26 protein-coding genes are annotated in these 25599 nt (G+C 49.7%); 16 read left to right on the top strand and 10 right to left on the bottom strand.

Translation table 11 applies throughout. The features are described from left to right. Nucleotides 1–21: 21 nt before the first annotated feature. The 9 genes from DUW71_RS04340 to acpS all read left to right on the top strand — a co-directional run bounded on the left by DUW71_RS04340 (nt 22) and on the right by acpS (nt 7996). Complete coding sequence (locus DUW71_RS04340; RefSeq protein ID WP_233546023.1) at nt 22–1404, top strand: DegQ family serine endoprotease; 1383 nt, start codon at nt 22–24, stop codon at nt 1402–1404. 175 nt (nt 1405–1579) lie between these two features. After that, nucleotides 1580–3379 carry a translation elongation factor 4 gene (lepA, locus tag DUW71_RS04335; RefSeq protein ID WP_119394145.1) on the top strand — a complete coding sequence of 600 codons (1800 nt, stop codon included), beginning with the start codon at nt 1580–1582 and terminating at the stop codon, nt 3377–3379. Further along, on the top strand, nt 3379–4482 hold the full coding sequence (lepB, locus tag DUW71_RS04330; protein WP_233546022.1) for a signal peptidase I: 1104 nt from the start codon (nt 3379–3381) through the stop codon (nt 4480–4482). Before lepA ends, lepB begins: the two co-directional genes overlap by 1 nt. A gap of 14 nt (nt 4483–4496) precedes the next feature. Beyond that, complete coding sequence (locus DUW71_RS04325; RefSeq protein ID WP_119394010.1) at nt 4497–4853, top strand: DUF4845 domain-containing protein; 357 nt, start codon at nt 4497–4499, stop codon at nt 4851–4853. Further along, entirely contained in the window at nt 4853–5530 is a 678-nt protein-coding gene (gene rnc / locus DUW71_RS04320; protein WP_119394009.1) for a ribonuclease III, read from the top strand. Before DUW71_RS04325 ends, rnc begins: the two co-directional genes overlap by 1 nt. Beyond that, nucleotides 5523–6416, top strand: coding sequence for a GTPase Era (gene era / locus DUW71_RS04315; protein ID WP_119394008.1), 894 nt, complete (start codon nt 5523–5525; stop codon nt 6414–6416). The genes rnc and era overlap by 8 nt, the downstream gene beginning before the upstream one ends. Next, nucleotides 6376–6909: a hypothetical protein gene (locus DUW71_RS04310; protein WP_119394007.1), complete on the top strand. Its 534-nt coding sequence runs from the start codon at nt 6376–6378 to the stop codon at nt 6907–6909. Before era ends, DUW71_RS04310 begins: the two co-directional genes overlap by 41 nt. Then, nucleotides 6906–7628: a pyridoxine 5'-phosphate synthase gene (pdxJ, locus tag DUW71_RS04305; RefSeq protein ID WP_119394006.1), complete on the top strand. Its 723-nt coding sequence runs from the start codon at nt 6906–6908 to the stop codon at nt 7626–7628. The genes DUW71_RS04310 and pdxJ overlap by 4 nt, the downstream gene beginning before the upstream one ends. Further along, the gene (gene acpS, locus DUW71_RS04300; protein ID WP_119394005.1) at nt 7625–7996 is read left to right on the top strand and encodes a holo-ACP synthase; all 372 of its coding nucleotides are present in this window, start codon (nt 7625–7627) and stop codon (nt 7994–7996) included. The genes pdxJ and acpS overlap by 4 nt, the downstream gene beginning before the upstream one ends. On the opposite strand, the gene DUW71_RS04295 is transcribed toward acpS, so the two are convergent. Continuing rightward, nucleotides 7974–10643 (bottom strand): response regulator, encoded by a 2670-nt coding sequence (locus tag DUW71_RS04295; protein WP_119394004.1) that lies wholly within the window; start codon nt 10641–10643, stop codon nt 7974–7976. The genes acpS and DUW71_RS04295 overlap by 23 nt on opposite strands. A 135-nt stretch (nt 10644–10778) precedes the next feature. Here DUW71_RS04295 and cysM point away from each other — a divergent pair, with 135 nt between their 5' ends. The 5 genes from cysM to DUW71_RS04270 are packed head-to-tail and all read left to right on the top strand — an operon-like array spanning nt 10779 to nt 16235. Beyond that, a complete protein-coding gene (gene cysM / locus DUW71_RS04290; RefSeq protein ID WP_119394003.1) occupies nt 10779–11669 on the top strand; it encodes a cysteine synthase CysM in 891 nt (296 codons plus the stop codon). Next, nucleotides 11669–12907 carry a 23S rRNA (uracil(1939)-C(5))-methyltransferase RlmD gene (gene rlmD / locus DUW71_RS04285; protein WP_119394002.1) on the top strand — a complete coding sequence of 413 codons (1239 nt, stop codon included), beginning with the start codon at nt 11669–11671 and terminating at the stop codon, nt 12905–12907. The genes cysM and rlmD overlap by 1 nt, the downstream gene beginning before the upstream one ends. 13 nt (nt 12908–12920) lie before the next feature. Continuing rightward, nucleotides 12921–15137 carry a RelA/SpoT family protein gene (locus tag DUW71_RS04280; RefSeq protein WP_119394001.1) on the top strand — a complete coding sequence of 739 codons (2217 nt, stop codon included), beginning with the start codon at nt 12921–12923 and terminating at the stop codon, nt 15135–15137. Next, nucleotides 15134–15925: a nucleoside triphosphate pyrophosphohydrolase gene (mazG, locus tag DUW71_RS04275; RefSeq protein WP_119394000.1), complete on the top strand. Its 792-nt coding sequence runs from the start codon at nt 15134–15136 to the stop codon at nt 15923–15925. The genes DUW71_RS04280 and mazG overlap by 4 nt, the downstream gene beginning before the upstream one ends. Then, nucleotides 15915–16235, top strand: a complete 321-nt coding sequence (locus tag DUW71_RS04270; RefSeq protein WP_158583867.1) for a translation initiation factor — start codon at nt 15915–15917, stop codon at nt 16233–16235. The genes mazG and DUW71_RS04270 overlap by 11 nt, the downstream gene beginning before the upstream one ends. Before the next feature lie 260 nt (nt 16236–16495). Here the strand turns inward: DUW71_RS04270 and DUW71_RS04265 are convergent, their stop codons facing one another. Both DUW71_RS04265 and DUW71_RS04260 read right to left on the bottom strand, forming a co-directional pair. Further along, nucleotides 16496–16906, bottom strand: a complete 411-nt coding sequence (locus DUW71_RS04265; protein WP_119393998.1) for a thiol-disulfide oxidoreductase DCC family protein — start codon at nt 16904–16906, stop codon at nt 16496–16498. Between the two features lie 93 nt (nt 16907–16999). After that, on the bottom strand, nt 17000–17542 hold the full coding sequence (locus DUW71_RS04260) for an NUDIX hydrolase (RefSeq protein ID WP_233546020.1): 543 nt from the start codon (nt 17540–17542) through the stop codon (nt 17000–17002). Nucleotides 17543–17603: 61 nt separating this feature from the next. Here DUW71_RS04260 and DUW71_RS04255 point away from each other — a divergent pair, with 61 nt between their 5' ends. Both DUW71_RS04255 and DUW71_RS04250 read left to right on the top strand, forming a co-directional pair. Then, nucleotides 17604–18137, top strand: coding sequence for an NUDIX hydrolase (locus DUW71_RS04255; RefSeq protein ID WP_119393996.1), 534 nt, complete (start codon nt 17604–17606; stop codon nt 18135–18137). Nucleotides 18138–18272: 135 nt separating this feature from the next. After that, nucleotides 18273–19256 carry a DUF4062 domain-containing protein gene (locus tag DUW71_RS04250; protein WP_119393995.1) on the top strand — a complete coding sequence of 328 codons (984 nt, stop codon included), beginning with the start codon at nt 18273–18275 and terminating at the stop codon, nt 19254–19256. Here the strand turns inward: DUW71_RS04250 and DUW71_RS04245 are convergent. The 7 genes from DUW71_RS04245 to rsxB form a co-directional block, all read right to left on the bottom strand. Continuing rightward, complete coding sequence (locus tag DUW71_RS04245) at nt 19236–19550, bottom strand: hypothetical protein (protein WP_119393994.1); 315 nt, start codon at nt 19548–19550, stop codon at nt 19236–19238. The genes DUW71_RS04250 and DUW71_RS04245 overlap by 21 nt on opposite strands. Before the next feature lie 83 nt (nt 19551–19633). Then, a complete protein-coding gene (nth, locus tag DUW71_RS04240; RefSeq protein WP_119394143.1) occupies nt 19634–20266 on the bottom strand; it encodes an endonuclease III in 633 nt (210 codons plus the stop codon). Nucleotides 20267–20427: 161 nt separating this feature from the next. Continuing rightward, nucleotides 20428–21129 (bottom strand): electron transport complex subunit E, encoded by a 702-nt coding sequence (locus DUW71_RS04235; protein WP_119393993.1) that lies wholly within the window; start codon nt 21127–21129, stop codon nt 20428–20430. After that, entirely contained in the window at nt 21126–21764 is a 639-nt protein-coding gene (rsxG, locus tag DUW71_RS04230; RefSeq protein WP_119393992.1) for an electron transport complex subunit RsxG, read from the bottom strand. Before rsxG ends, DUW71_RS04235 begins: the two co-directional genes overlap by 4 nt. An 11-nt stretch (nt 21765–21775) precedes the next feature. Beyond that, nucleotides 21776–22795, bottom strand: a complete 1020-nt coding sequence (locus tag DUW71_RS04225) for an RnfABCDGE type electron transport complex subunit D (protein WP_119393991.1) — start codon at nt 22793–22795, stop codon at nt 21776–21778. After that, the gene (gene rsxC / locus DUW71_RS04220) at nt 22795–25029 is read right to left on the bottom strand and encodes an electron transport complex subunit RsxC (RefSeq protein WP_158583866.1); all 2235 of its coding nucleotides are present in this window, start codon (nt 25027–25029) and stop codon (nt 22795–22797) included. Before rsxC ends, DUW71_RS04225 begins: the two co-directional genes overlap by 1 nt. Further along, entirely contained in the window at nt 25026–25595 is a 570-nt protein-coding gene (gene rsxB / locus DUW71_RS04215; RefSeq protein ID WP_119393989.1) for an electron transport complex subunit RsxB, read from the bottom strand. Before rsxB ends, rsxC begins: the two co-directional genes overlap by 4 nt. Nucleotides 25596–25599: the final 4 nt, after the last annotated feature.

Genomic DNA, 25599 nt, shown 5'->3' with positions numbered 1-25599 from the left:
TATTGGAATAGGAGAATTGCAATGAAAGTGATGCGCTTATCGAAAGTGCTGGTAGTTGTGGTGATTAGCTTTTTGGCCACTGCTTCAAAAGCTAATTTGCCCGATTTCACCGAGTTGGTTGAAGAGCTATCCCCAGCAGTGGTGAAAATCACTGCCACGGCTGAAGCCCAAGTAGGCACTCAGCAACAAATACCACAGATATTTCGCGATTTTTTTGGCGATAGTTTTCCACAATATCGCTCACCAACCCCTCAGCCTCGTAACTCACTCGGTTCAGGGTTCTTGATCTCCGACGACGGTTATGTACTAACCAATAATCACGTGATTGATGGCGCTGATCAGGTGTCAGTGCGCCTCACCGATGGTCGCGAATTAATGGCCGAAGTGGTGGGTACCGATGCCCAAACCGACTTGGCCTTGTTAAAGCTTGAAGAGCGTGATTTACCTGAGCCAGTAGAATTTGGTGATTCAGAGGACTTAAAAGTGGGCGAGTGGGTGTTGGCAATTGGCTCACCATATGGGTTTGAATATTCTGTAACGGCGGGTATTGTTTCGGCCAAAGGTCGAGCCCTGCCAAACGACAACTATGTGCCGTTTATTCAAACGGATGTTGCCATTAACCCTGGTAACTCAGGCGGCCCGCTCTTTAACCTAGACGGCGAAGTGATTGGTATCAATAGCCAGATCTTTACCCGAGATGGCGGTTTTATGGGCTTGTCATTTGCGATTCCAAGTAACCTGGCTGAAAGCATTGTCGCCCAGCTTAAAGATGGTGGGGTTGAACGTGGTTACCTAGGGGTTGCCATGGATGAAAAACTCAATGACTCACGCGACGGCCCAATTTTGGCTGAGATTCTTGGCCTAGATCGCCCTGAAGGTGCGCTGATTGCTAAGGTTTACCCTGGTACGGCTGCCGAAGCGGCTGGTATTCAACAAGGTGATGTCATTCTTTCATTCGACGGCAACCCAATTCGTCGCTACTCAGACTTAGCGCCACTCGTTGGTTTAAAACAGCCAGGCGATGAAGTAGAAGTGGGCATTGTCCGTGACGGTAAGCGTATTCGCCTGGATGTGGTATTGGGTGAGCGTGCCGACATGACGCGTGCGTCGGTAACCACCACAGAACCAGAATCTAATCGTCTTGCTATTGCTGTGCGCGCTCTGACTGATGAAGAGTCGGATCAGCTGCAAGGGGAAAACGGTGTGCTTGTCACGCAAGTTGGTGACGGTCAGGCCCGTCGAGCCGGTGTGATGCCCGGTGACATTATTACCAATGTTGCGGGTCAATCAGTGTCGACGCCACGCCAGCTAGAGCAGGCGCTGGATGACATTGATCGTGACAAACCGTTTGCTATGCGTGTTGTGCGCCAAGGTCGAGCGATGTTTGTTGCCATTCGCCCATAATAGCGATTACCACGGCGGGCTAGCGACCAACGTAACTACTAGCCCGCCGCCTTGTGGATGATTGCCTTTTCGCAATTTTTGTCGATATCTTGTCTGTTCACGTGTTCGACAATAGTCAATTGGCTTGGAATTCGTTAAACTCGCGATCCATTTTGTGGTAACGAGTAGTGGTTCTGTGAGCGATCTTTCTCATATTCGAAATTTTTCAATTATTGCCCATATCGACCATGGTAAGTCGACCTTGGCTGACCGTTTTATTCAGGTGTGTGAGGGGCTTACCGATCGTGAGATGGCCGATCAGGTGCTTGACTCAATGGATATTGAGCGTGAGCGTGGTATTACCATCAAAGCGCAGAGCGTGTCGCTAAACTACACCGCCCGTGATGGCAAAACTTACCAACTTAACTTTATTGATACCCCAGGGCACGTAGACTTTTCTTACGAAGTATCGCGCTCGCTAGCAGCCTGTGAGGGTGCATTGCTAGTGGTCGATGCGGCACAGGGGGTAGAGGCGCAATCGGTTGCTAACTGCTACACAGCCATCGAGCAAGATCTTGAAGTACTCCCTGTATTGAACAAGATCGATTTGCCGCAAGCGGACCCAGACAAAGTAAAAGAAGAGATTGAAGAGATCATTGGTTTAGATACCAGTGAAGCGGTGTCGTGCTCTGCGAAAACCGGCTTAGGTGTTGAAGATGTACTGGAGCTGCTGGTGAAACGCGTACCGCCACCGGTTGGTGATTACGACAAGCCCCTGCAAGCCTTGATCATGGACTCTTGGTTCGACCCATATCTTGGGGTGGTATCCTTGGTTCGCATTAAAGAAGGCGTGTTGAACAAGCGTGACAAAATTCTAATCAAGTCGACCGGTAAAACCTGGAATGCTGATTCGATTGGCATCTTTACACCAAAACGCACCGAGAAAGATGTGTTGCGCGCTGGTGAGGTAGGCTTTGTTGTGGCGGGTATTAAAGACATTCACGGCGCGCCTGTGGGTGATACGATTACCCATGCAAAAACCCCTGATGTCGACCGTATCCCAGGCTTCACGCGGGTTAAGCCTCAGGTGTATGCCGGCATGTTCCCTACCTCGAGTGATGACTATGAGGACTTCCGGGAAGCGCTCGACAAGTTAAGCCTAAACGATGCCTCATTGCAGTTTGAGCCAGAAACCTCAGATGCATTGGGTTTTGGTTTCCGTATTGGTTTCCTTGGCATGCTGCACATGGAGATCATTCAAGAGCGCCTAGAACGTGAATACGATCTAGACCTGATTACCACTGCGCCAACGGTAGTGTATGAGATCGTGCAAACCAATGGCGAGACGGTCTATGTGGAAAACCCATCAAAATTGCCACCAACTCAAAACATTGAAGAGTTCCGTGAACCGATTGCTCGTTGTAGCATTTTAGTGCCACAAGAATTCCTTGGTAATGTGATTACCCTGTGTATTGAAAAGCGTGGTATGCAGGTAGATATGCAGTACACCGGCTCACAAGTTCAGCTTGTGTACGATATCCCTATGGCAGAGGTAGTACTGGACTTCTTTGATCGCTTGAAGTCGACATCGAAGGGGTTTGGTTCGCTTGAATTTAGCTTTGAGCGTTTCGAAAAGTCGAACCTTACCAGACTAGATATTTTGGTGAACGGTGATCGAGTTGATGCGCTAGCATTAATTATGCACCGTGATCATGTGATGCGTCGTGGCCGAGCGGTTTGTGAAAAGATGAAAGAGCTGGTGCCAAGACAAATGTTCGATGTCGCCATTCAAGCGGCGATGGGCAATCAAGTCATTGCCCGCACCACGGTTAAGGCGTTACGTAAAAACGTAACGGCGAAATGTTATGGTGGTGACGTTTCTCGTAAGAAAAAACTCTTACAGAAACAGAAAGAAGGTAAAAAACGGATGAAGCAAGTTGGCAATGTGGAAATTCCACAAAGCGCATTCCTTGCAGTACTCAAGGTGGACAATTAATGTTAGGTATTCCCTCGGTGATTTACACAATGGTGCTGTTAGCACTATTGGCTTTTTGGTTGGGCGCTACCCTATTTTTTGCTTGGCAAAGAATTACAAAAGCGTCGCTAGCCTTAGCGGGAGAACAAAGCCACGAGCAAGCGTTGGCAAAACTGCAAGAACCAAAATGGCTCGAGGGAATCGGTTGGGCGGTCATTGTATTGTTGGTACTGGCCGTGTTTACCGGCATTAGAGAGGGCAACGACCTAACACTGACGCTCGTTGTAGCAACCATTATTTTGGGCTTGGTTCGTTTGTTAGACTTTTTAGTCTTAGCAAAACCAAGAGCAAAACTTGCTGCTACAACGGGTAATGAGCAAATCCAGCAGGCCGCTAAGTATGGTGGCAAAATGCTGTCTTGGGGTCGAGATTATTTCCTAATTATCTTTATCGTTTTGCTCATTCGCTCATGGGTGTTTGAACCGTTCAAAATTCCATCAGCATCGATGCGCCCAACCTTGATTGAAGGTGACTATCTGGTTGTGTCGAGATTTAGTTATGGCATCTACTTGCCAGTGCTGAATTACGAGCTATTCGATATTGCCGACCCTGAGCGTGGGGATGTTATTGTCTTTACGCCACCGCACGATGCATCGCGCTACATTAAACGCGTTGTGGCTGTGCCAGGCGACACCGTTAGATACGATTATCAAAGCAAACAATTGTTCGTTAATGGCGAGCGCGTGGTGCGTGAACTCGTGCCAGGTGGCAGTGAAACGCTCACGATGACCCGCGAAGACGGCCGCGAGCAGTCGGCGAATGTGCTGCGTTATCGCGAGCAGTTAGGTGACGTAGATCATGATATCTTTATCAACCCAGGTACAACGTCGGCCTTCACCGGTATTTCTGTATTCGATGCCAATCTTCGCCAGCTAAGCCGTGGTGTGACCGTACCACAAGGCAAATACTTTGCCATGGGTGACAACCGTGATGCATCGCTAGATTCGCGTTATTGGGGTTTTGTTGACGAAACCATGATTGCTGGTCGAGCAGAGTTTAAGTGGATGTACTGGCCATCGTTCTTCTCATTACCGCAGTTCCATCGTGTTGGCGCGATTGAATAATTAAGGAAACTACTATGTCTAAACAGCGCGGATTCTCACTATATGCCATTGCATTCTGGATTGCTCTGGCGTCGTTTGCGGGCCTACTTTTTGTTAAGTTTATGCCCATCTATGCCGATCAGTTTTACCTGAATGGCTTTTTTGAAGATGTGATCGAAGAATCTTATGCTGAAGACTTTGGTAAAAATGAGTTGCTTACCCGTATTCAGCGCCGAATGCAGATCAATAACTTAGACAACATCGACTTAAAAGACGTGACTAAGTTTGACGGCGAACAAATCATTGTTGAATACACAGTGCAAACGCACATTATTTACAATATCGATGCCGTGGTAAGTTTTAGTAAGACCTATAACTGGAATCCTAATTGATGGCCAGCATCAAACAGCTACAAAAACGAATCAACTATCACTTCCAAAATCCCGAATTTCTTGAGCAAGCCCTAACGCACCGAAGCGTTGGGGCAAAAAACAATGAGCGCCTAGAATTTTTGGGCGACGCCATTCTAAACATGGCGGTTGCGAGAGATCTCTACCAGCGTTTTCCAAAAGCACGTGAGGGGCAAATGTCTCGCTTGCGTGCATCTATGGTAAAAGGCAAAACATTGGCAGAGATCGCTCGTGAGTTTGAGCTTGGTGATTATTTACGTTTAGGCAGTGGTGAGCTTAAGAGCGGTGGCTTTCGTCGTGAGTCGATCCTTGCCGATGCCGTCGAGGCAATTATTGGCGCCATTAGTCTAGATGCCGACTTGGTCGTCGCTGAGGCTAAAACATTAGAATGGTATGAAAGCCGCCTGCGTGAACTAACGCTTGAAGATGTTCGCAAAGATAATAAAACCCGCTTACAGGAATATTTGCAGGGTAAGCGCTTAGCATTGCCAGAATATGAGGTGATTAGCATCACTGGTGAGCCACATTGTCAGGAGTTTACTGTGCAATGTCGGTTAGAAGATGGCAGTGAGAGCATTGCAGTAGGAAGTTCAAGAAAATTGGCAGAGCAAAAATCTGCGTTAGCGCTGTTAGAGCAGCTAGGAATTATTGATGACTGAAACGTATGCAGGCATCGTTGCCTTGGTAGGCCGCCCCAATGTTGGTAAGTCAACATTGATGAACCACCTAATTGGCGAAAAAATCTCGATTACCTCGCGCCGCCCACAAACAACACGACACCAGGTAATGGGTGTGTTAACCGAAGGGGCGCGACAGGTCATTTTTGTTGACACACCGGGTATGCACCAAAACCAAGAGAAGGCGATCAATCGATACATGAATAAGGCGGCAGAAAGTGCCGTGCGTGATGTTGATGTCATCTTGTTCATGGTCGACAGCCTTGCGTGGACACCCGACGACGAAGCAGTGTTGGATAAGCTTAAAAAAGTAAATCGGCCGATTTGGTTAGTGATCAACAAGATCGATAAAGTAAAAGATAAAACCGAGCTGCTGCCACATATCGAGAGTCTTACCAGTAAGTTTGAATTTGCCAAGATTTTGCCGGTTTCCGCCCTACATGGGCACAACCGCGATGAGTTGGCCGAGGAAATAACTGGTGCCATGCCAGAAGGACCATTTTGGTTTCCAGAAGATCAGTTAACTGACCGCAGTGAGCGCTTTTTGTCAGCCGAAATTGTGCGTGAGAAAATCATGCGCCAACTCGGTGATGAAGTGCCGTATTCGGTGGCAGTGGAAATTGAACGGTTTGCCGTCGAAAACGATATCCTTCATATTCATGCCCTAATTCTTGTAGAGCGCGATGGTCAGAAACGCATCGTAATCGGCGATAAAGGTAGTCGTATCAAGCTGATTGGCAGTGAAGCCCGTAAAGACATGGAAAGGCTTTTTGGTCACAAGGTGATGCTCAACTTATGGGTGAAAACGAAACGAGGTTGGTCCGACGATGAGCGTGCCTTACGCTCGCTCGGCTACGACGCCGACTAATCAAGCAGGCTGGTTGTTAGCTAAGCGCACTGTGGCAGCAGAACGCATGCAGAGTGCTTGGCTAACCAATGATTTTGGCGTTATTCGCTTATTTAGCTGGCCATCTTTGTTGCAGTCAGTGCTGCCCTTTCAGCCTTTTTCTTTGCAGTTTCAAGGTGAGCAGTTAATAAATGTGCGTGCCAGTGGTGCAACACTGTGGCCGGTGTCGGCCAACATGCTGTTTGCCCAGTACTGCAATGATTGTTTACGGCTATTATTAGCTGAGGGTGAGCCGAGTAACTTGGCAGCCAGTTATGGTGAGCTGCTCGTCGCCATGCAGCACCAGCCGTGGCAGGAATTGTGGCATCCATTTGAACAACAGCTATATCAGCAAGCGCTCGCACTCGGAACGGCGGAGTCGAGTAACTGGCAGCAAACCTTTATTGCTAGTTTGCCCGTTGCGGTGCGCCCATTTATTGAAAAACAACGAAATATCTTGGAGTCAATGCAGTGAAACCGCTACTTTTAGGCGTTAATATTGACCATGTCGCCACAGTGCGTAACGCCCGTGGTACCCAGTATCCAGACCCTGTGCAAGCGGCGTTTATTGCCGAGCAAGCCGGTGCTGACAGTATTACAGTGCATTTGCGTGAAGACCGCCGCCATATTACGGATCGTGATGTCTATTTGCTGGCGCAAACCTTACAGACCCGTATGAATTTAGAAATGGCGGTCACCGATGAGATGATCGCGATCGCCAGCAAGGTGAAGCCAGCCAATATCTGCCTGGTACCAGAAAAGCGTGAAGAGGTGACCACCGAAGGTGGCTTGGATGTGCTTGGCAACCTAGCGCGCATTACCAAGGCTTGTGAGGCGCTGACAGGTGTTGGCAGTGAAGTTTCTTTGTTTATCGACCCTGATATCGCCCAAATTGATGCCGCCAAAGCCGCGGGTGCACCGGCCATTGAGCTGCATACAGGTCGTTATGCAGATGCCGAGTCTGAGCAAGAACGCGAGCATGAACTGGTTGCATTACAGCAAGCAGCGACCCACGCTCATGCGCTTGGCTTAATTGTTAACGCCGGTCATGGTTTGGGCTACCACAATCTAGCGCCAATTGTGCAAATTGCCGAGTTAAATGAGCTAAATATCGGCCATGCGATTATAGGCCGTGCTGTATTTAGTGGCTTAGCCCAAGCGGTTACCGATATTAAGGAGCTGATGAAGCGATGATTCAAGGTATGGGGGTGCACTTAGAAGAGTTGTCTGTTGTGCAAAGCGCGTTTGATCGTAATGGCGAAAGCCTAGTGCGCCGAATGCTCACGCCACAGGAACTTAATATTTGGCAAACTCACCGTCATCCGGTTGTCTATTTAGCGACGATGCAAGCGATCAAAGAAGGACTAGCCAAAGCCCTTCATACCAAAATTGGTCAAGGCGTAAGTTACCGGGATATTTCTGTCGAATTAACGGAACCGGTTTCAGTATGCCTAGAAGGTGGCGCTGACGTGCGGTATCAGCGCCACGGTGGTGGTCAGTGGTTAGTGAGCTACTGTGTGTCGGCACAGTTCGTTACCGCTACCGTGTTGCTGCAGCAATAAGATGCGCTTGCCAATCTGACTTATTAATCTGGCTGACGGCCTCGATGGCAGCCATTACGTCGGCCAAACTATCGAGTTCGTCAACACCGGACTTTAATGCCTCTTCACACTGTTGCAGTGCCTTACTTAGGCGAGGTAAACCACATAATTTACTGGCCCCATGCAACTTGTGTACAGCATCTAGCCTGTCCTCGCTAGCGGGTGCACTGGTTTCTATTTGGCTAATCATATCTGGTAGTGCCGCCAAAAAGTCATCCATCATATGCTCGGCTAAATGTGCTTTGCCACCCGATCGACGCACGGCAAGTGTGGCATCAAAATCTAGTTCTGTTTGATTGCTGCCTGCCTGTTGCTCGACCACACTGTCCTCCGGTAGCTCTTTCATTTCAAGCCGGCTCTGTAGTACTTGCTCAAGGTTGTTGATATTAATTGGCTTGGAAATATAGTCGTCCATACCTTGATCCAATAACCGACGCCGCTCATCCGCCATAGCATGGGCGGTGACTGCAATAATTGGAATCTTGGCATACTGTGGCATTTGGCGAATGCGCTGCATGGTTTCTACCCCATCCATTTCCGGCATGCGAATATCCATTAAAATCATATCAACTGGTTCGCGCGTGACTAAGTCGATGGCGGCATGGCCACTGTTGGCGGTTAGCATTCGTATTGGTGCTTCAGCCAGTAACTCTTTAAGCAAGAATAAGTTAGCTGGGTGGTCATCTACAGCCAGTACGGTTGGCACTTGCTCTAGTTGTGGTTTTTTCGATTCAGTGCGGCGCGTTAACAGGTCTCGGCTCATCACAGGATGCACTAGGGTATTAATGCCTTGATTAATTAATTGCTCAACGGCTGATTCGTGGTGCCAAGGTAGTACCACAGTTAGTTGGCGCGTTTGGCTTAAATGAATGAGACGCTGCCAAGGCAGCTCATTGGGATTATCGACCCCTAAAAATAGTGGTTCACCCTCTGGTGTTTCGGCGCAGGTAGCAGCTCGATTGACGGCAAAACCACTATAGCGCAGCACATTGACTAGGGCGTTATCGCGCAACTCATTGCTTTCGCATACCCAAGCATCACGCAGCACGGTGTTTTCCACTAGCGTGCCAGTTTTGCCTGCTTGAATGGTCAGTTTAAAAACCGAGCCGCGGCCAATTTCTGATTCAACACTCACATCGCCGCCCATTAACTCAACGAGCTTGCGACTAATACTCAACCCCAAGCCAGTGCCACCGTGCAGGCGAGTCACATCGCTTGCGCCTTGCTCGTAGGAGGAGAACAGCTTTTTGCACTGCTCCTTGCTCATACCCTTGCCCGTGTCGGTAACACTAACCATTAGGCGCCAAATATCTTCAAGCTCCTCTTCGAGCATCACACGCACCACCACTGAGCCCTTCTCGGTAAACTTAATAGCATTGCTAACCAAATTGGTAACTACCTGTTTAAGGCGTACTTCGTCACCAACAATATGATGCGGAACTTCCTCAAACACCATTAGGGCTAGGTCGATACGTTTTTGATGGGCCTGCGGTGCTAGCATCGACATCACCGACTCAAGCGCATCGCGCAGCACAAACTCGCGCTTTTCAAGCTCAAGTTTGCGCGCTTCAATTTTCGAAAAGTCGAGCAAGTCGTTAATTAGCGTCAGTAGCCAGTCGGCCGATGCCAAAACGGTTTGCATGCGCTCTTGCTCTTTCTTAGGCAAGTTCGACTTAACCATTAGCTGAGTTAAGCCATGAATGGCATTCAGTGGCGTGCGCATTTCATGGCTCATATTGGCGAGGAAGCGGGTTTTCAGCTTGGCGCCATTTTCAGCCTCTTTTAGCGATTGTTCTAGTTTGATGTTTTGGCGTTCAAACCCTTCTAGTGATGTTTTTAAATCTTGCGTGGCGACGTCGATGCTCTGCTGCATTTCATCGCGCGCAGCTTGCAGCTCTGCGACCAGATGGTTAATGGTATATTCTAAGTCACGCAGTTCATTGGATGAGCTAGTGGTCTCGAGGCGTGTATCGTACTCGCCCTCGCGAATGTACTGTGTGGCTTCAACAATTCGCCGAATCGGTTCCGCCGCACTGCGAGCCACTGCAATGACCAAAAAGTACAGAATGATCAACGCGACGATGGTGAAGCCACTGTTAATCATAATGGTGCTGTAGGCATCAATGCGGGTGTCAGAAAAATCGAAAGTGATCTCTACCCAGCCTGCATGAACTTCCCCTGGCTCAAGGGTAATTCTATAGCGGGCAGCGAACTGGTTGTCGATTAATGATTGCTGGTTCGCTTGTAGCTGATCGAGTGGCGGTAGAATATTGCCATCACCTGTGTTGCCCAAGCGGCGGGCAATGTCTCCATTGGGTTGGTATAACACGATCGATCGTGCCCGGTCATTGGCATAAAAAGAGTGCAGTAAATCGAAAAAACTCTGGTTGTCGGTTTGCCAACTGAACGGTTCGCCAGCATATTGCTGCTGCCCAGCATATTGCAGCAATTTGGCAAATTGTTGGGTGTAGCGAGCTGCTTCGGCTTGCACTTCCTTGCCAGTGTCTGCCACTTGTTGACTGGTTAAAATAGTCGTTATCAGAACGATAATGATAAACGCGGGCGCTAGCGTTATCAGCGCTAGTCGGCTATGCAGGGCAAGTTTCATGCAATTTCTCCTTCACTGCTAGCAGATTAACACACCCACTTGCACAGATAAAAACCACAAATTGCATTGGCAATCTCTCATACACAATTCAGTCGCGCTGGCGTATCATACGCCCCAAATTATCGGGGGGTCGCCATGCAATACGCCACCATAGAGTCATTAATTGGTCAAACGCCACTGGTTCGCTTGCAGCGAATTGGGCAGCACACGTCGAATACTATCCTGTTGAAGTTAGAGGGTAATAACCCTGCCGGATCGGTGAAAGACCGGCCTGCGCTGTCGATGATTCAACGAGCAGAAGCACGTGGCGACATTCAGCCTGGTGATACTCTGATCGAGGCCACGAGTGGCAACACCGGCATTGCCTTGGCCATGGCCGCTGCCATTAAAGGGTATAGAATGGTGTTGATTATGCCCGACAATATGACCGAAGAGCGCAAGGCGGCCATGGCTGCTTATGGCGCCGAGCTCATTTTGGTACCCAAAGAGCAGAGTATGGAGGGGGCGCGTGACCTTGCCCAGACCATGCAGCAAAACGGCGAAGGCAAGGTGTTAGACCAGTTTAATAATCCAGACAACCCGATGGCGCATTACACCGGTACCGGGCCTGAGATTTGGCAACAAACCCAAGGCCAGGTTACCCATTTTGTTTCATCTATGGGGACAACAGGCACCATTATGGGTACCGCTGGCTACCTAAAAGAGCAAAACCCAGATGTTCAGATCGTTGGTCTGCAACCGGCAGAGGGTAGCCAAATTCCAGGTATTCGCCGCTGGCCGGTTGAATACCTTCCAGGTATCTATGACGGTGAGCGCGTCGACCAAGTATTGGATATCGCACAAGCCGATGCCGAAGCGATGGCGCTGCGCTTAGCCCGTGAAGAGGGCATTTTTTGTGGCGTCAGTTCAGGTGGTTCGGTTGTTGGGGCACTACGTGTAGCGGAGCAAGTAGAGAACGCCACCATAGTTGCCATTATATGTGATCGTGGTGACCGATACTTATCCACTGGGCTGTTTAATCGCTAATGCAACTACAAATAGATACCTTTAGCCATGATGGTCGTGGCATAGGCCGCGTGCAAGACAAAGGCAAGCGCTTTGGCAAAACCTGTTTTGTTGAAGGCGCCTTGCCTGGTGAAACCGTATCGGTTGAGATCAGCAAAGAAAATCGTCGATTAATTGAAGCGAGCCTAGCAGACATTGACGTGCCGCACCCGCAGCGAGTGCAACCTGAATGTCGCTATTATCAGCAGTGCGGCGGCTGTCAGTTACAGCATGCCGACATTGCACTGCAGCGCTCGCTCAAAGAGGATGTGCTCGTTGGTCAGTTTCAGCGCTTGGCACAACTCAACGATATTCAGTTGAGTGAATCCTTAGTCAGTGAACCTTGGCATACACGCCGGCGTGTGCGTTTTTCAATAAAAGGAGAGACGCTTGGCTTTAATGGCCGCGGCAGTAATAAAATTGTCGACATCAAAACCTGCCTAATTGCCGATCAGCGGATTAACCAGCATTTACCCGACATTAAGCGGCTACTGCCCATGTTAAAAGGGGCGACCGGGCTAGAAGTTATTGCTAATGAGCCTTTAGTGGTTGATGTATTAGCAAAGCAGCCACTTGTTGTATCGCCAGAGCTAGCGGCCTACTGTGAGCAAAAGCAACTTTCACTATGGCATAAGGGTAAGTTGCTAGCAGGGCCTGCTGGCGAGTTAGCGTATCAGATTGATTCGGTGACCTTTCAGTATAATGCGAGCCATTTCTCGCAAGTGAATGCGGCGATAAACGAACAAATGGTTCGCCAAGCGCTCGCTTGGGCTGCACCTAAAGCCAAAGAAACCGTTTTGGATTTATTTTGTGGTATTGGCAACTTTGCCTTGTCGTTTGCCCCGCACGTGAAAGCTGTTGTTGGGGTGGAAGGCAGTGAACATAGCATTCAACAAGCGCAAGTTAATGCCCAGTTGAATCAGCTAAGCAACTGCCAGTTTTTGGTTGATAACTTGTTTGAACCAAGCAATACCTGGGCAAGCACTGCCGCTGACATTGTTGTGCTAGATCCGCCTAGAGCTGGCGCACAGCAAGCCGTCGACCACTACCCTTGGCAAGGCAATGAGAGAATTATTTATGTATCTTGCGACCCAGCAACCCTGGCGCGAGATGCTAAGCTATTGACCAGCAAAGGATTTGCTTTGCAACAACTCGCAATGATGGATATGTTCCCGCAAACACGCCATATTGAAGCCATGGCGCTGTTCGCGGCGGAATGAGACTGGAGTAAGCATGGTTAAGGTACGTGAGGAGCAGCCCATTGAACGGGATGGCTCGCTCAACCTAGACGCTTGGCTGAACCGCCTGCAAAAACATGTGGCAATTATCGATCCGGAGCGCTTAAGCCGTGCCGCCGAGATTGCCAAAATCGCTGAACAAGAAGCCATTGCCGCCGAACATATTTGGGCGGAAGGCAATTCAAGCTTTCTGACTGGCCTAGAAATGTGCGAGATCCTCGCCGAACTGCACTTGGATGAAGAATCCTTGGTGGCGGCCATGCTCTATCGCACGGTGCGTGAGGGTAAGTTGGAGCTGTCGACTGTTCAAGATCAGTTCGGCCCTGAAGTGGCCCGCCTCATTGCAGGCGTGCAAAACATGGCCGCAATCCACTATAAGCATAAGCAAACGCGCAAGGCAGTCCTTGGCCAGCGCACAAATCAGTCGGACAATGTGCGCAAAATGCTGGTCAACATGATTGATGATGTGCGAGTGGCATTAATCAAAATTGCTGAGCGGACCTGTGCGATCAGGGCAGTCAAAAATGCGCCCGCCAGTAAAAAATACCGTGTGGCGCGCGAGGTTTTCGATATTTATGCGCCCCTAGCGCACCGGTTGGGGTTAGGTACACTCAAATGGGAGCTAGAAGACCTCTCGTTTCGCTACATTGAGCCAAACGAATACAAAAAAATTGCCCGCCGCATTAATGAAAAGCGCCTACAACGCGAAGACTTTATTCGCAACATGGTGGCTTTTATCAAGCAGCAGCTCGAAGATATTCAGCTGCAAAATTATAAGGTGAAGGGGCGGGTTAAGCATATTTACTCCATTTGGCGCAAAATGCACCGCAAAAACCTACCGTTTTCGCAGGTTTATGATGTACGCGCTGTGCGCATACTGGTTGATAACGTTGCCGACTGTTATCGAGTGCTTGGGCTTGTGCAAAATCTCTGGCGCCAAATCCCTAGTGCCTTCGATGATTACATTGCTAACCCTAAACCAAATGGTTATCGCTCATTGCATGCAGCTGTCATTGGTCCAGAAGGTAAAGTCGTCGAAATTCAAATTCGCACGCATGCTATGCATGAAGAGGCCGAGCTCGGGGTGGCGGCACATTGGCGTTACAAAGGCAGTGATGAAGAAGGGCGTAGCCAAAGTTATGAAGAAAAGATTGCTTGGCTGCGACAAGTTCTTGAATGGCATGAAGAAGTTGGCACCGGCGTTGGCCCGATTGACTTAGGCGATACCATTCAAAGCGACCGCATCTATGTGCTCACACCAGAGGGGCATGTGGTTGACTTGCCAATGGACGCAAGGCCGCTGGATTTTGCCTATAAAATTCACACCGAGGTAGGGCATTCGTGCCGCGCCGTTAAAATTAATGGCCATTTTTCACCACTAAACCGGCCTTTGCGCAATGGTGATCAAGTCGAAATTGTTGCCAGCAAAGAAGCGCGTCCAAGTCGTGACTGGCTCAATCCAGATTTAGGCTATGTCAAAACCAGCTCGGCAAAGTCGAAAATTGGCCAGTGGTTTAAAGATCAAGCCCGCGACCAACAGCTTGCCGAGGGCCGCTTGGCCCTGCATCGTGAGCTCTACCTACATGGTTTGCCACAACCTGACCTTGATGAACTAGCACGAGCGTTTAACCATGACCGGCGTGAAGAATTTTTGATGGCGCTGGGGCGTGGTGATATTGCCAGCGCCACCATGGTGCGTAAAGTTCAGCAAATGCTTGGCGCGCACGATGTTGAGTTTTCTGGCGAAGGCGAGCTTGGCATTATTGGCGCCGGTGGTCGTGATGTGCAGTTAGCAGACTGTTGCCGGCCAACTGAACATGATGAAATTTTGGGTGAGTTGTCACCAGATCAACAGACAGTAAAAGTGCACCGCGCAGACTGTGCGCAGCTATTATCGTCGGTTGGGCACGAGCACAGAATTCACAATCACATTGCCTTATATTGGGGCCAGGTCAAGTCGACATCATTTAGTGCGCATATGGAGTTAATTGCCTGGAACCGCACCGGCTTGTTGCGCGATGTATTTTCCGAAGCCGCCGAGCTTGAAGTAGATGTGGTGAGTGTAAACACCAATACCAATAAGGTAAGTGGTATCGCGAACATGTTGATTGAAGTGGATGTGGATCGTTTAGAGCGACTCAATACCCTAATTCACCGATTAAACTCGCTGCCCAACATCATATCGGTGCAGCGTAAGCGAGTGCAGCAGTGACTTACCAAATTGACGACTTGCGCACCCTGATGACACGCTTGCGTGATGCAACAACCGGTTGCCCTTGGGACATTAAACAAACCTACGCCAGCATAGTGCCGCACACGCTTGAAGAGGTGTATGAGGTGGTTGAAGCAATAGAGAACCATGACTACGACAATCTAGAAGAAGAACTAGGTGACTTGTTATTCCAAGTGGTTTTTTATGCGCAAATTGCTAGCGAAGAAAATCGCTTTGATCTATCTGGTGTTATTCATCGTGTAACTGAAAAGCTGCTGCGCCGCCATCCACATGTGTTTCCAGATGGCACCTTAAACAGCCAGCGCCAGCCAGATGACAATCCTGATGAGTTAATGGTGAATGCTAATTGGGATGCCATTAAAGCCAGTGAAAAACCCAAGCCGGACAGTATCTGTGATCAGGTGCCGCGTGCCCTGCCGTCGTTGCAACGCGCCTATAAACTGCAAAAAAAGGCTGCCAAACAAGGCTTTGATTGGCCCGACACGGATGGGGCATTAGCCAAGCTAAAAGAAGAAATAGATGAACTAGCACAAGAAACAACACCTGAGCGTTTGCTTGATGAAGGTGGTGATGTGCTGTTTTCGTTGGTGAACCTGCTGCGCAAACAAGGTATCGACCCGGATATGGCGATGCGCCATGCTAACCAGAAGTTTGAACGCCGCTTTCGCCATATTGAATCGCAAGCTGAAAAACCATTAACGCATTACACCCTAGATGAACTAGATCACTGGTGGAACGACGCTAAGGAGAAAGAACGTGGGCAATAAACTCGTTTGGTCATCTGAATTTGGCGGCGACGTACGTAAAGACGAAGAAGTGGAGGAGGGTCTGATAGAAGGCCCAGCCCACGTGCGTCGAGAAACCAAAGCGCGCGGTGGCAAAACAGTGGTGACGATTGGCAACTTAGCGCTGGATAAAAGTGAAAAAGCAGCGCTATGCAAGCGCCTGAAAAAGCGCTGCGGCACAGGCGGCACTGTAAAAAAAGAAGGCCACATCGAAATCCAAGGCAACGTGCTCGACGCCGTATTAGACGAACTAAAAAAAGCCGACATCCCCGCCAAACAGGTTGGTGGGTGAGGCCCGGTCGCGCGCAGCGCGAACAAATGCACGAGGTGCATTTGTAGGGCCGAACGCCAAGCCATGGATGGCACTCCTGCTAGGACATCCATGTCCGCAAGCGAATCATGCTCCTGCGATTCGCCCTTACGGACATCCATGTCCGCAAGCGAATCATGCTCCTGCGATTCGCCCTTACGGACATCCATGTCCGCAAACATTCGCGGTGCGAATGATTTACGGACCTACCGAAGGTAGTATAGGGAGCTCGTGGTTATAAATTATCGTCTTCTTGGAAATTGCACGATGTTTTTAGCGTGAATTCGCACAGGCTGTACTTCGCATTGGCCGTGATTTTTTTGTAAGCGTGGGCGAAAACGTGCAAAGGTTGCATAGGCCCAGTCAAAAAGCTGTTTAAGACCAGGTAGTTTGGTTGGTGCCACTAGCCAGCCGAGACCAATTTCGCGATAAATAAGGCGAGTCGCATCCATTGCCGTGTGCCATTGGCCATTGTCGTCCAGCACATGGAGCTCTGCCATCATCGCGGGCATGGTTTTGCCATACACCGAGGGGTTGAATACAGGCACACTAATATCTTGGAAGAGCATTCGCCCTGGTGAAACCTTCTTTTGTAACCAAGATACTTCGGAAGCACACAATGGGCATTGTCCGTCGTAAAAAACTGTCATCATAGCGAGCGCACCCTGATATATCTAACGCTGATCAATACGCAGGTAATGCTCATTTAGATTAATGGGTTTTGCAAGAAAGGTTTTGTAAAAATATTACCAATTTGGTTTGGTAACGGTTTTGTCAATTAAGCTAAATTCGTTTTTCGCTCGGCAACTGAAATAGTGCTTAAGGGTCCATTCTACCGATCGGAATGCAATTTCATGCCAAGGCACATCTTGTTCACTAAACAGTGCTATTTCGGTTGATTCTGGCGTGGTTTGCCAAGTTGGTTCAATGAGGTCGGCAAGGTAGAAAGTATGTACCTGATTGCAAAACGGTAAGCTCAAGCAGCTAAGCAACCGCAAGTTGGTTACCGGTGCGTGCGACTCCTCTGCCGTTTCACGCAGTGCGCCTTCAATGGTCGATTCGCCATTTTCCATAAAGCCACCGGGCAATGTCCACATGCCGTGCTGTGGCTCAATTCCACGCTTACACAGCAGTACCTTGTCTTGCCATACCGGCAAGGTGCCAACGATTAAACGAGGGTTTTCGTATTCAATATGGTGGCATTGGGTGCATACGGCACGAGGGTTGTGGTCTCCCTCTGGCACTATATACTCTGCTTTGCCGCCGCACTGCGGGCAAAATTTGATCATCCTATCACTCATGAGCTCAGACAAAGTGCTTGCAGGGTACCACCGCTAAAGAGGATTGGCTATGGATGCGTGGATTGAGAAATTGCAATGTATTGCCACAATGCCGCCTAGCGATACGGCCGTGGCTGGCGTTCTTGTGTTGTTGTATCAACACCAGCAGCAGTGGCATTTGCTGCTAACCAAACGAGCACTAACGCTGCGCAGTCACGCTGGGGAAATATCATTTGCCGGCGGTATGATCGAGCCGCAAGATCAGGGTGATAGTGCGATGGCTGCACTGCGTGAAACCCAAGAAGAACTGGGCATTCAAGCACTGCCATGCCTACTTGGTGCGCTGCCAGCAGTGCGATCGCGCCGTGGCACCTCGGTTCAACCTTGGCTAGCATATTTGCCGAGCAAACCAGAGCTGGCACCCAGTGCCGATGAAGTAGCTGAAGTGCTGCATTGGCCGGTTACCGATTGGTTAGCCCGCGAGCCCAAATGGCAACCGATTACGCATGCGATTCAAGGCCCTGAGTGGCGGCTGCAATCACATAGAATATGGGGGCTGACGGCGTTTGTATTACATGGCCTGCGCGAGCAGGTGCGGGCTTAAAAAACTGTACAGCGGTAAATATTTGTCGGTCAGCGCCAAATATTGTCACTATTTATGCTAAAAACCCGTCAAATCCGCTTGCCTAGAGAACTATCAAGCCAGTAGACTGCACGTTCTAGCTACGAGAAGTTGGCAATGGAATCATCAAAAGTTTATCAAGTTCTGATTTGTAGCAATCAGGTTGGCTTATCACAAGCACGTCACGACCTTCGTGAAATTCTAGCTGAGCGTCGCTGCGTGGCGACCGGGCTAAGTGTGCCTGCCGATGCAGACGAACAACTGTGGGTGCTCAATAGTCAGCAACTGCGAGATGCTGATTATGTAATTGTGTTGATGGGTGGCAGCTATGGCGCGATCACTGAAACAGGTGTTGGGCATGTTCATAGACTGTTTAGTCAGGCTATTGCCCTGAATAAGCCTGTGGTGAGTTTAATTAAAATGGACTCGCAAGAAGACGCAACAGATCCTGTTGATGCCATGCGAGCGAAAAATTTTTTGGCTCAGTTGCAACGCCAACCACATGAATATTATGCCGATGTGCAAACTTACCGCGAAGCTGCATCACGAGCAGTTGAGCGCATGCTCAGTCAGGCACCGGCGCGCGGCTGGCAACCCGTTGGAGCCACCAATGCTAGTGAGTTATCGCAAGAAGTTGAACGCCAGCGGTTAGAAATAGACAAGTTGCGCCGTGATTTGCAGGCCATGACGGCGAAAAGCTTTGAAGCTTGGTTAGACGAAGACGTGATGTCTAGCACGCAAGTGCTTAATTTTTCGGTAAAAAAATACCAAGACGGCAATGTATCGACCATACGCGAAACGGTAACGGTGACTGGCGAGCAGCTGCTCACTACACTTGCGCCTGCCATGGCCACACCAGCAACCGATGCCCATATATATGTTGGCTTTTGCGAACGTCTATTAGAACGTCTGCTAAATCAGTTGAAGGTGCGTTTCCCGGATGCGCATGCATTTTTGCAGCTCAAGGTGGTGAGTGAAGACTTCGATAAAGTGCGCGCTTGGGGTTACACGCTAAACCTAATGGAGAATAGTGATGGGCGCTGGCGCCTCACGGCGCACGGCACCCATCAGATGTCGTTGCTACTGTCCTTCAGTCGCTGAGTCAAAAAGGGTGCTAAGTGCCGCATAGATACTGCCAAGGATAAACCCCGCCAGTAACACGGCACCTACGCTGACACCAAATTGCCAAACAATCAAACCAGTTATTAACGACAGCGCTAACCAAAGTGGGAGCATGTGGCGCAAGAAGGTATCCTTGCATGCCAGAGTTTCCGACAAGGGTCGGTAGCCAGTGACGGAAAATATTAACCCAATCACTAATTGGCAGTTGGCGATAACGCCAATCGCAAAGCCGACTACTAGCGCAATAAGCAAAATCAAAATGTCTACGGCCATGATATAAGTCCTCCAGTGACGGTTCCGTTCACGGCAATAGAAACTATATCCCAGCAAAATGTAAACAAATGGGTAGTTTGGTATCAGTCGGTTTTCATTTTGTATTCGCACAAATCTTCAATTAGGCAACTACCGCATTGAGGCTTACGTGCTTTGCATACATAACGGCCATGCAGAATGAGCCAGTGATGTGCATCTAATAAAAATTCTTTTGGTACCAAGCGCACCAAGCGGTCTTCAACCTCTCTTACATCTTTGCCTTTGGCGATGTTGGTTCGATTGGCAACCCGAAAAATATGCGTATCCACGGCCATAACAGGCCAGCCAAAGGCTGTGTTTAACACCACGTTGGCGGTCTTTCGGCCCACGCCTGGCAGGGCTTCTAGCGCTTCGCGGCTTTCTGGTACCTGGCTGTTGTGTTGCTCAATGAGAATTTTACAGGCTTTAATCACATTCTCGGCTTTGCTATTAAACAAGCCGATGGTTTTGATGTACTGCTTTAAGCCTTCCACGCCCAAGTCATAAATCGCTTCTGGCGTGTTGGCAACTGGGAATAATTTGCGCGTCGCTTTATTAACACCAACATCGGTTGCTTGCGCCGATAAAGTGACAGCTACCAAAAGCTCGAAGGGCGTTTGCCATTCAAGCTCGGTTTGTGGTTTGGGATTATTTTCACGAAAGCGGGTGAAAATCTCGGTTCTTTTCTGTTTATTCACAAATATGCCCTGAAAATAGCCTGAGCGAAGCATGCTAACAGGCTATCGATTCACTTGACTAGCCTATGCCATTCACTTGAGAAGCCCTACAGGTGGTGCCGGCGTGTTTATAATCAAACTCCGCTAGCACCATCTTTGCGCAAGTTAATAGCATTCTTCGACTAGCTTGTTACCCGTACTCGCTTGCTACCGGCTTGCACTGGGGCGGCCTTGGCTTTTGCAGCTGCTTCAATTTTGGCATCAATTATGTTTTTTACGGCAATAATTAAACCCATCAGCACAAAGGCCCCAGGTGGTAATACCGCAAACAGAAAGTCTGGGTACTGCTCCCCAAATAAATGCAGTTCCCATGATGAGGCGCTGGCACCGAATAGTAGCTCCATGTTGCCAAACAAGGTGCCTGTGCCGAGTACTTCGCGCATGGCACCCAAAAGCACGAGTACGGCTGAAAAACCAACGCCCATCATCAAGCCATCAAAGGTGGCTGGCAGTAGGCTGTTTTTGCGGGCAAAGCCATCGGCTCGACCGAGAATGGCACAGTTGGTCACGATCAATGGAATGAAAATGCCGAGTACTTGATACAGCTCGTAGGTAAATGCCTGCATGAGCAGCTCTGCACAGGTCACTAAGCTTGCAATAATCATCACAAAGGCTGGCAAGCGCACGGCGTCACTAACGTGGTTGCGAATCAGCGATACGGCAGCGTTTGAGCCTACTAATACCAAGGTGGTGGCCAGGCCTAGACCGAGTGCATTAACAACCGAGCCAGTTACTGCAAGCAGCGGACACAGGCCAAGTAGTTGAACCAAGGCTGGGTTGTTTTTCCACAGGCCATCGAAGGCGATCTTATTAAACTCTGTCATGATTGACCTCCTCGAATTAGTAATCCTTGCTGGTTAGCTTGAAAGTACTGCAAGCTGTTGCGCACGGCATTAACGATGGCTCTTGGCGTAATGGTTGCGCCCGTTAGCTGATCGAATTCGCCGCCATCTTTTTTAACCGCCCATAGCTCTGGCATTGGCATTGTTAAAGACTTGCCGTCGAACTGTAGAATCCAGTCAGATTTCTTTATTTCAATTTGATCGCCCAAGCCTGGCGTTTCTTTGTGATGCGCCACGCGCACACCCCATAACTCGCCATCGGCCGCGATACCCACTAGCAACTCAATGGTCTCGGTGTAGGCATTCGGTGCGCTCACCGGCAGAATAATGCCAGCGATGTTGCCCTCACTGTCTAGCACTTGCCAGCCGTTATCAGTCGTGGCTTTGCCAATAAGCGATAACTCGTTGTTAGACAGCGCGACCTGCTGGTTGAGAATGTCTTGCTGCTTAAATGCTTCGGGTAGCAAGTCAACGAGCTGGCGCGCGGCGAATTCGGCTTGGTTATCAGCAATTTGTGTTTTGGTGCTTTGCTGTGTGGCGGCAATTAACCCTGCCGTTAACAAGGCAAACAAGCTGAGGCCAATGGCATTGCGAATTATATTTTGTTTAAGTTCCATTCGTTGCGCTCCTATTTGTGACCTTTGTGCGCCTTGGTATGCCCATAGGTGCGCGGTTTGGTGTAGTGGTCAATGAATGGTGCGGCGAAATTCATCAAAAGGGTGGCGAAAGCAATCGCATCTGGATAGTTGCCCCAGGTGCGAATCACATAGGTGAGCACGCCAACGCCAGCCCCGAATACGAGCTTGCCGCGATTACTGGTGGCACAACTAACAGGGTCGGTAATAATAAAGAAAGCACCCAGCATGGTTGCACCGGCCAGCAGGTGAATGCTTGCTGGGGTGAAACTGTCGCTATCAATACCAAATACCAGTGATAACAAGGCGAGGGTGGCAATCATGCTCACTGGCAGATGCCAAGTAATGATGCGCCGCCAAATCAGCACCAAGCCACCGGCAAGCCAAGCAAGGCTAACCCACACCCAACCAGCGGGTAGCCAGCCGTTAAATAGGCTGCTGGCGAGTATTTCGTCCGCCGTTTGGGTCGCCAGATTCAACTTATAATAATCTAGTGGGGTGGCACCTACCCAGCCATCTACCACATTGCCAGCAAAAATGGCTCGTAAGGTATCGCCTATGCTGACGTAGACGTCCACGACAGGCCAATTAGTGGTCATTTGAACTGGAAACGACACCAGCAGTAGGGCGTAAGCAAGCATGGCTGGATTAAACGGGTTTTGCCCCATGCCACCAAAAATATGCTTGCCAAATAATACCGCTGTAGCGGTGCCAACGACAGTAATCCACCAGGGTGCAAACGGCGGTAGCGAGGCAGCCAGTAGCGCTGCCGTGACCACCACACTTAAGTCGGTAATAAAGAACTTAATTGGTCGTTTGCGCAGCGCCAGTGAGCCTGCTTCCAGCAGTAGTGCTGTGACTACTGCTAGGGCGAGGTTGATAAGATAGCCGTAGCTAAAAAACACTGTTAATGCAATGAAGCCAGGAATCATGCACAACAACACGGTACCCATAACAGTGCTAATTTTCGTTGGTTTGGCACTATGAGGTGAAGATAGGGTGATGAGCGGCATTATTCCTCCAGCTGTGCTAGTTCAGCTTGCATTTTTTCAAGTCGTTTTGCGGTAGCATCGCGACCTTTTTCAATCGCAGATACATCCTCACCGGCGGCTTGTGCGTCGGCCAGTTTCTGCTCTATTTTTGCCAGCCGCTCTTGCTGCTTGGCAACTTTGCCGCGCAGTTCATCGGCGCTAGGTCCTATGCCCGCGGCACGTTTGGCAGCTGCTTCTTTTGCTGCCGCAATGGCTTTCGCCCCCACATCATCTGCCGGTGCTTGCTCGGCTTTGGCCTTATCCAGCTCGGCTTGTGCTTTGTTAAGCCTTGCTTGCGTTGCTTGCATGCCCTTTTCAATAGCGCTGGTATCGTCGCCATTGTCTTGCGCGGCTTTCAGCTTCTCGGCAATCTTTTGTAAGCGCTGGCGCTGTGTGGCAACCTTTTTTTCCAAGTCTGCTACCGACGGGCCAACCCCTGCGGCCTTGGCGGCAGCCTGGCGCTTGGCGCGCTCAACGGGATCATCTGCTTTGGCTTTGCCTTCCGTTAGCGCTGTTTTTGCTTTTGCTAACTTTTCTTCAAACTTACCTAAAGCACGCTCATAAGCCGGTAAATTACCTGGGTCGGTTTCTTTGGCCTCATTGAGCTTAACAATGGCCTGATCAACTTTTGCCTGGGCGCTGGCAACGGCTTTTTCTAAGGCTGCAATATCGATTGGTCCAGACTGCGCTGCTACCTTGCTGGTGGCTTTGGCAATGGCCGCTGGTGCTGCGCTACCTTCTTTTTTCTTCGCTTCAGCGGCTTTGCGAGCAGCTTCGGCACGGGCTTGGCGCTTGGCTTCTTTTTCCGCTTTTTCGGCTTCTAAGCGTGCTTGGCGAGCCTCGAATCGAGCTTTGGCGCGTTCCGATTTTTCATGCTCTGCTTGTTCACGGCGAATTTCGCCTTTGCCAAAGCGGTAATACTGCACCAGTGGGATATCACTTGGGCAAACATAAGCACAGGCACCGCACTCAATGCAGTCGAACAAGTTCTGTTGCTCAAGGCGTTCGAGCTCTTTATTTTTTGCATAGAACAGCATTTGCTGCGGCAGTAAGCCAGCTGGACATGCTTGTTCACAATGACCGCAGCGAATACACGGCATTTCAGGGCCAGCTAATGGTAACTCTTTGCGCGTGGGCAACAGCAAACAGTTGGTTGTTTTGATCACCGGTACCTTGGCATCGGCTAAGGCCACACCCATCATAGGGCCGCCCATTACCAAGCGGTCGGCCTTTTGCCAATCGACATTATGGGCCTCGAGCAACTCATTCATGGGGGTGCCAATGAGCACCTCGCGGTTGCCAAGTTGGCCAACGGCATCGCCGGTTACGGTTGTGATGCGGCTGATTAGTGGCTCATCTTGCACTACGGCCCGGTACAGTGCAGCAGCGGTACCAACGTTCTGGCAGACAATGCCTAAGTCGGCTGGAATACGCCCACTTGGTACTTCTTGACCGGTTAAAATCCAGATCAATTGCTTTTCGCCACCGCTTGGGTACTTGGTGGCAAAAGTTTTGATGATAAAGCGTGCAGCCAAGGAGTCTGGTATCGCAGCTTGCATTGCCGCGATGGCTTCGGGTTTATTGTCTTCAATACCAATTAGCACCCGTTCAACCTGTAATAGGTCGGCCATAATTTGCGCGCCAGCGATGATTTCATCGGCCCGCTCGCGCATAATCATGTCATCAGCAGTTATATAAGGCTCACACTCGGTACCGTTAAGCACCAATGTATTGATGCGCTCAGGATCAAAGCCAAGTTTGGTTGCTGTTGGGAAACCCGCGCCACCTAGGCCAATGACACCAGCAGCTGCGATGCGAGCAAAGATGTCGTCGCGAGGCATGTCGCGCCAGTTTTGCCAAGGCTGACGCTCACGCCATTGATCCTTGCCATCTGGTTTTAGCACAATTGCCATTGCCGACATGCCCGATGCATGAGGAATGGCTCTGTTTTCAATAGCGCTAATCACACCAGAAGTCGGTGCGTGCACGGCAGCGCTTACATTGCCTTGGCATTCGGCTAGTAGCTGGCCTTTTAATACGGCATCGCCTACTGCAACCACCACCTTTGATGGGCTGCCAATATGCTGTGACAACGGCAATACCAACTCAGTTGGGATAAAGGGTTCAGCAATTGCACTGGCCGTTGATTGATGTTTGTTTTCTGGTGGATGAATACCGCCAGGTAATGCCCAAACTTGTTTCGCAATCGCGTTCACTGGCGGCCTCCATCGGTAGCAATTATGTTGGCATCTGGCTTGTTCCAGTACCAAGTGTTGAGCGTTGTTTCTACTGGCACCATATCAATGCAATCTACTGGGCACGGGTCAACACACAGGTCGCAGCCGGTGCACTCATCGGCAATCACGGTATGCATCTGTTTGGCGGCGCCAACAATGGCATCGACTGGGCAAGCTTGAATACATTTGGTGCAGCCAATGCATTCGTCTTCGCGAATAATCGCTACTTGCTTAGGTTTTTCGGTACCATGCTCGGCATCCAGTGGCTGTGGTTCTACATCTAATAAATCGGCCAGTGCCAAAATGGTGCTTTCACCCCCGGGAGGGCACTTATTAATGTCGTCGCCATTGGCAATGGCCTCGGCATATGGGCGACAGCCAGGATAACCACACTGGCCGCACTGTGTTTGTGGCAAGATGGCATCAATTTGTTCAACAATTGGGTTGCCTTCGGGGCGGAATTTAACCGATGCAAAACCCAGCAAGGCGCCAAACAATAGGGACAAAATCCCTAGGGCAGCAATTGCGACTAAAATCGTAATCATTTAT

This window comes from Salinibius halmophilus, from assembly GCF_003577475.1.
GTDB lineage: Bacteria > Pseudomonadota > Gammaproteobacteria > Pseudomonadales > Natronospirillaceae > Salinibius > Salinibius halmophilus.
This window is presented reverse-complemented; position numbering and strand designations above follow the sequence as displayed.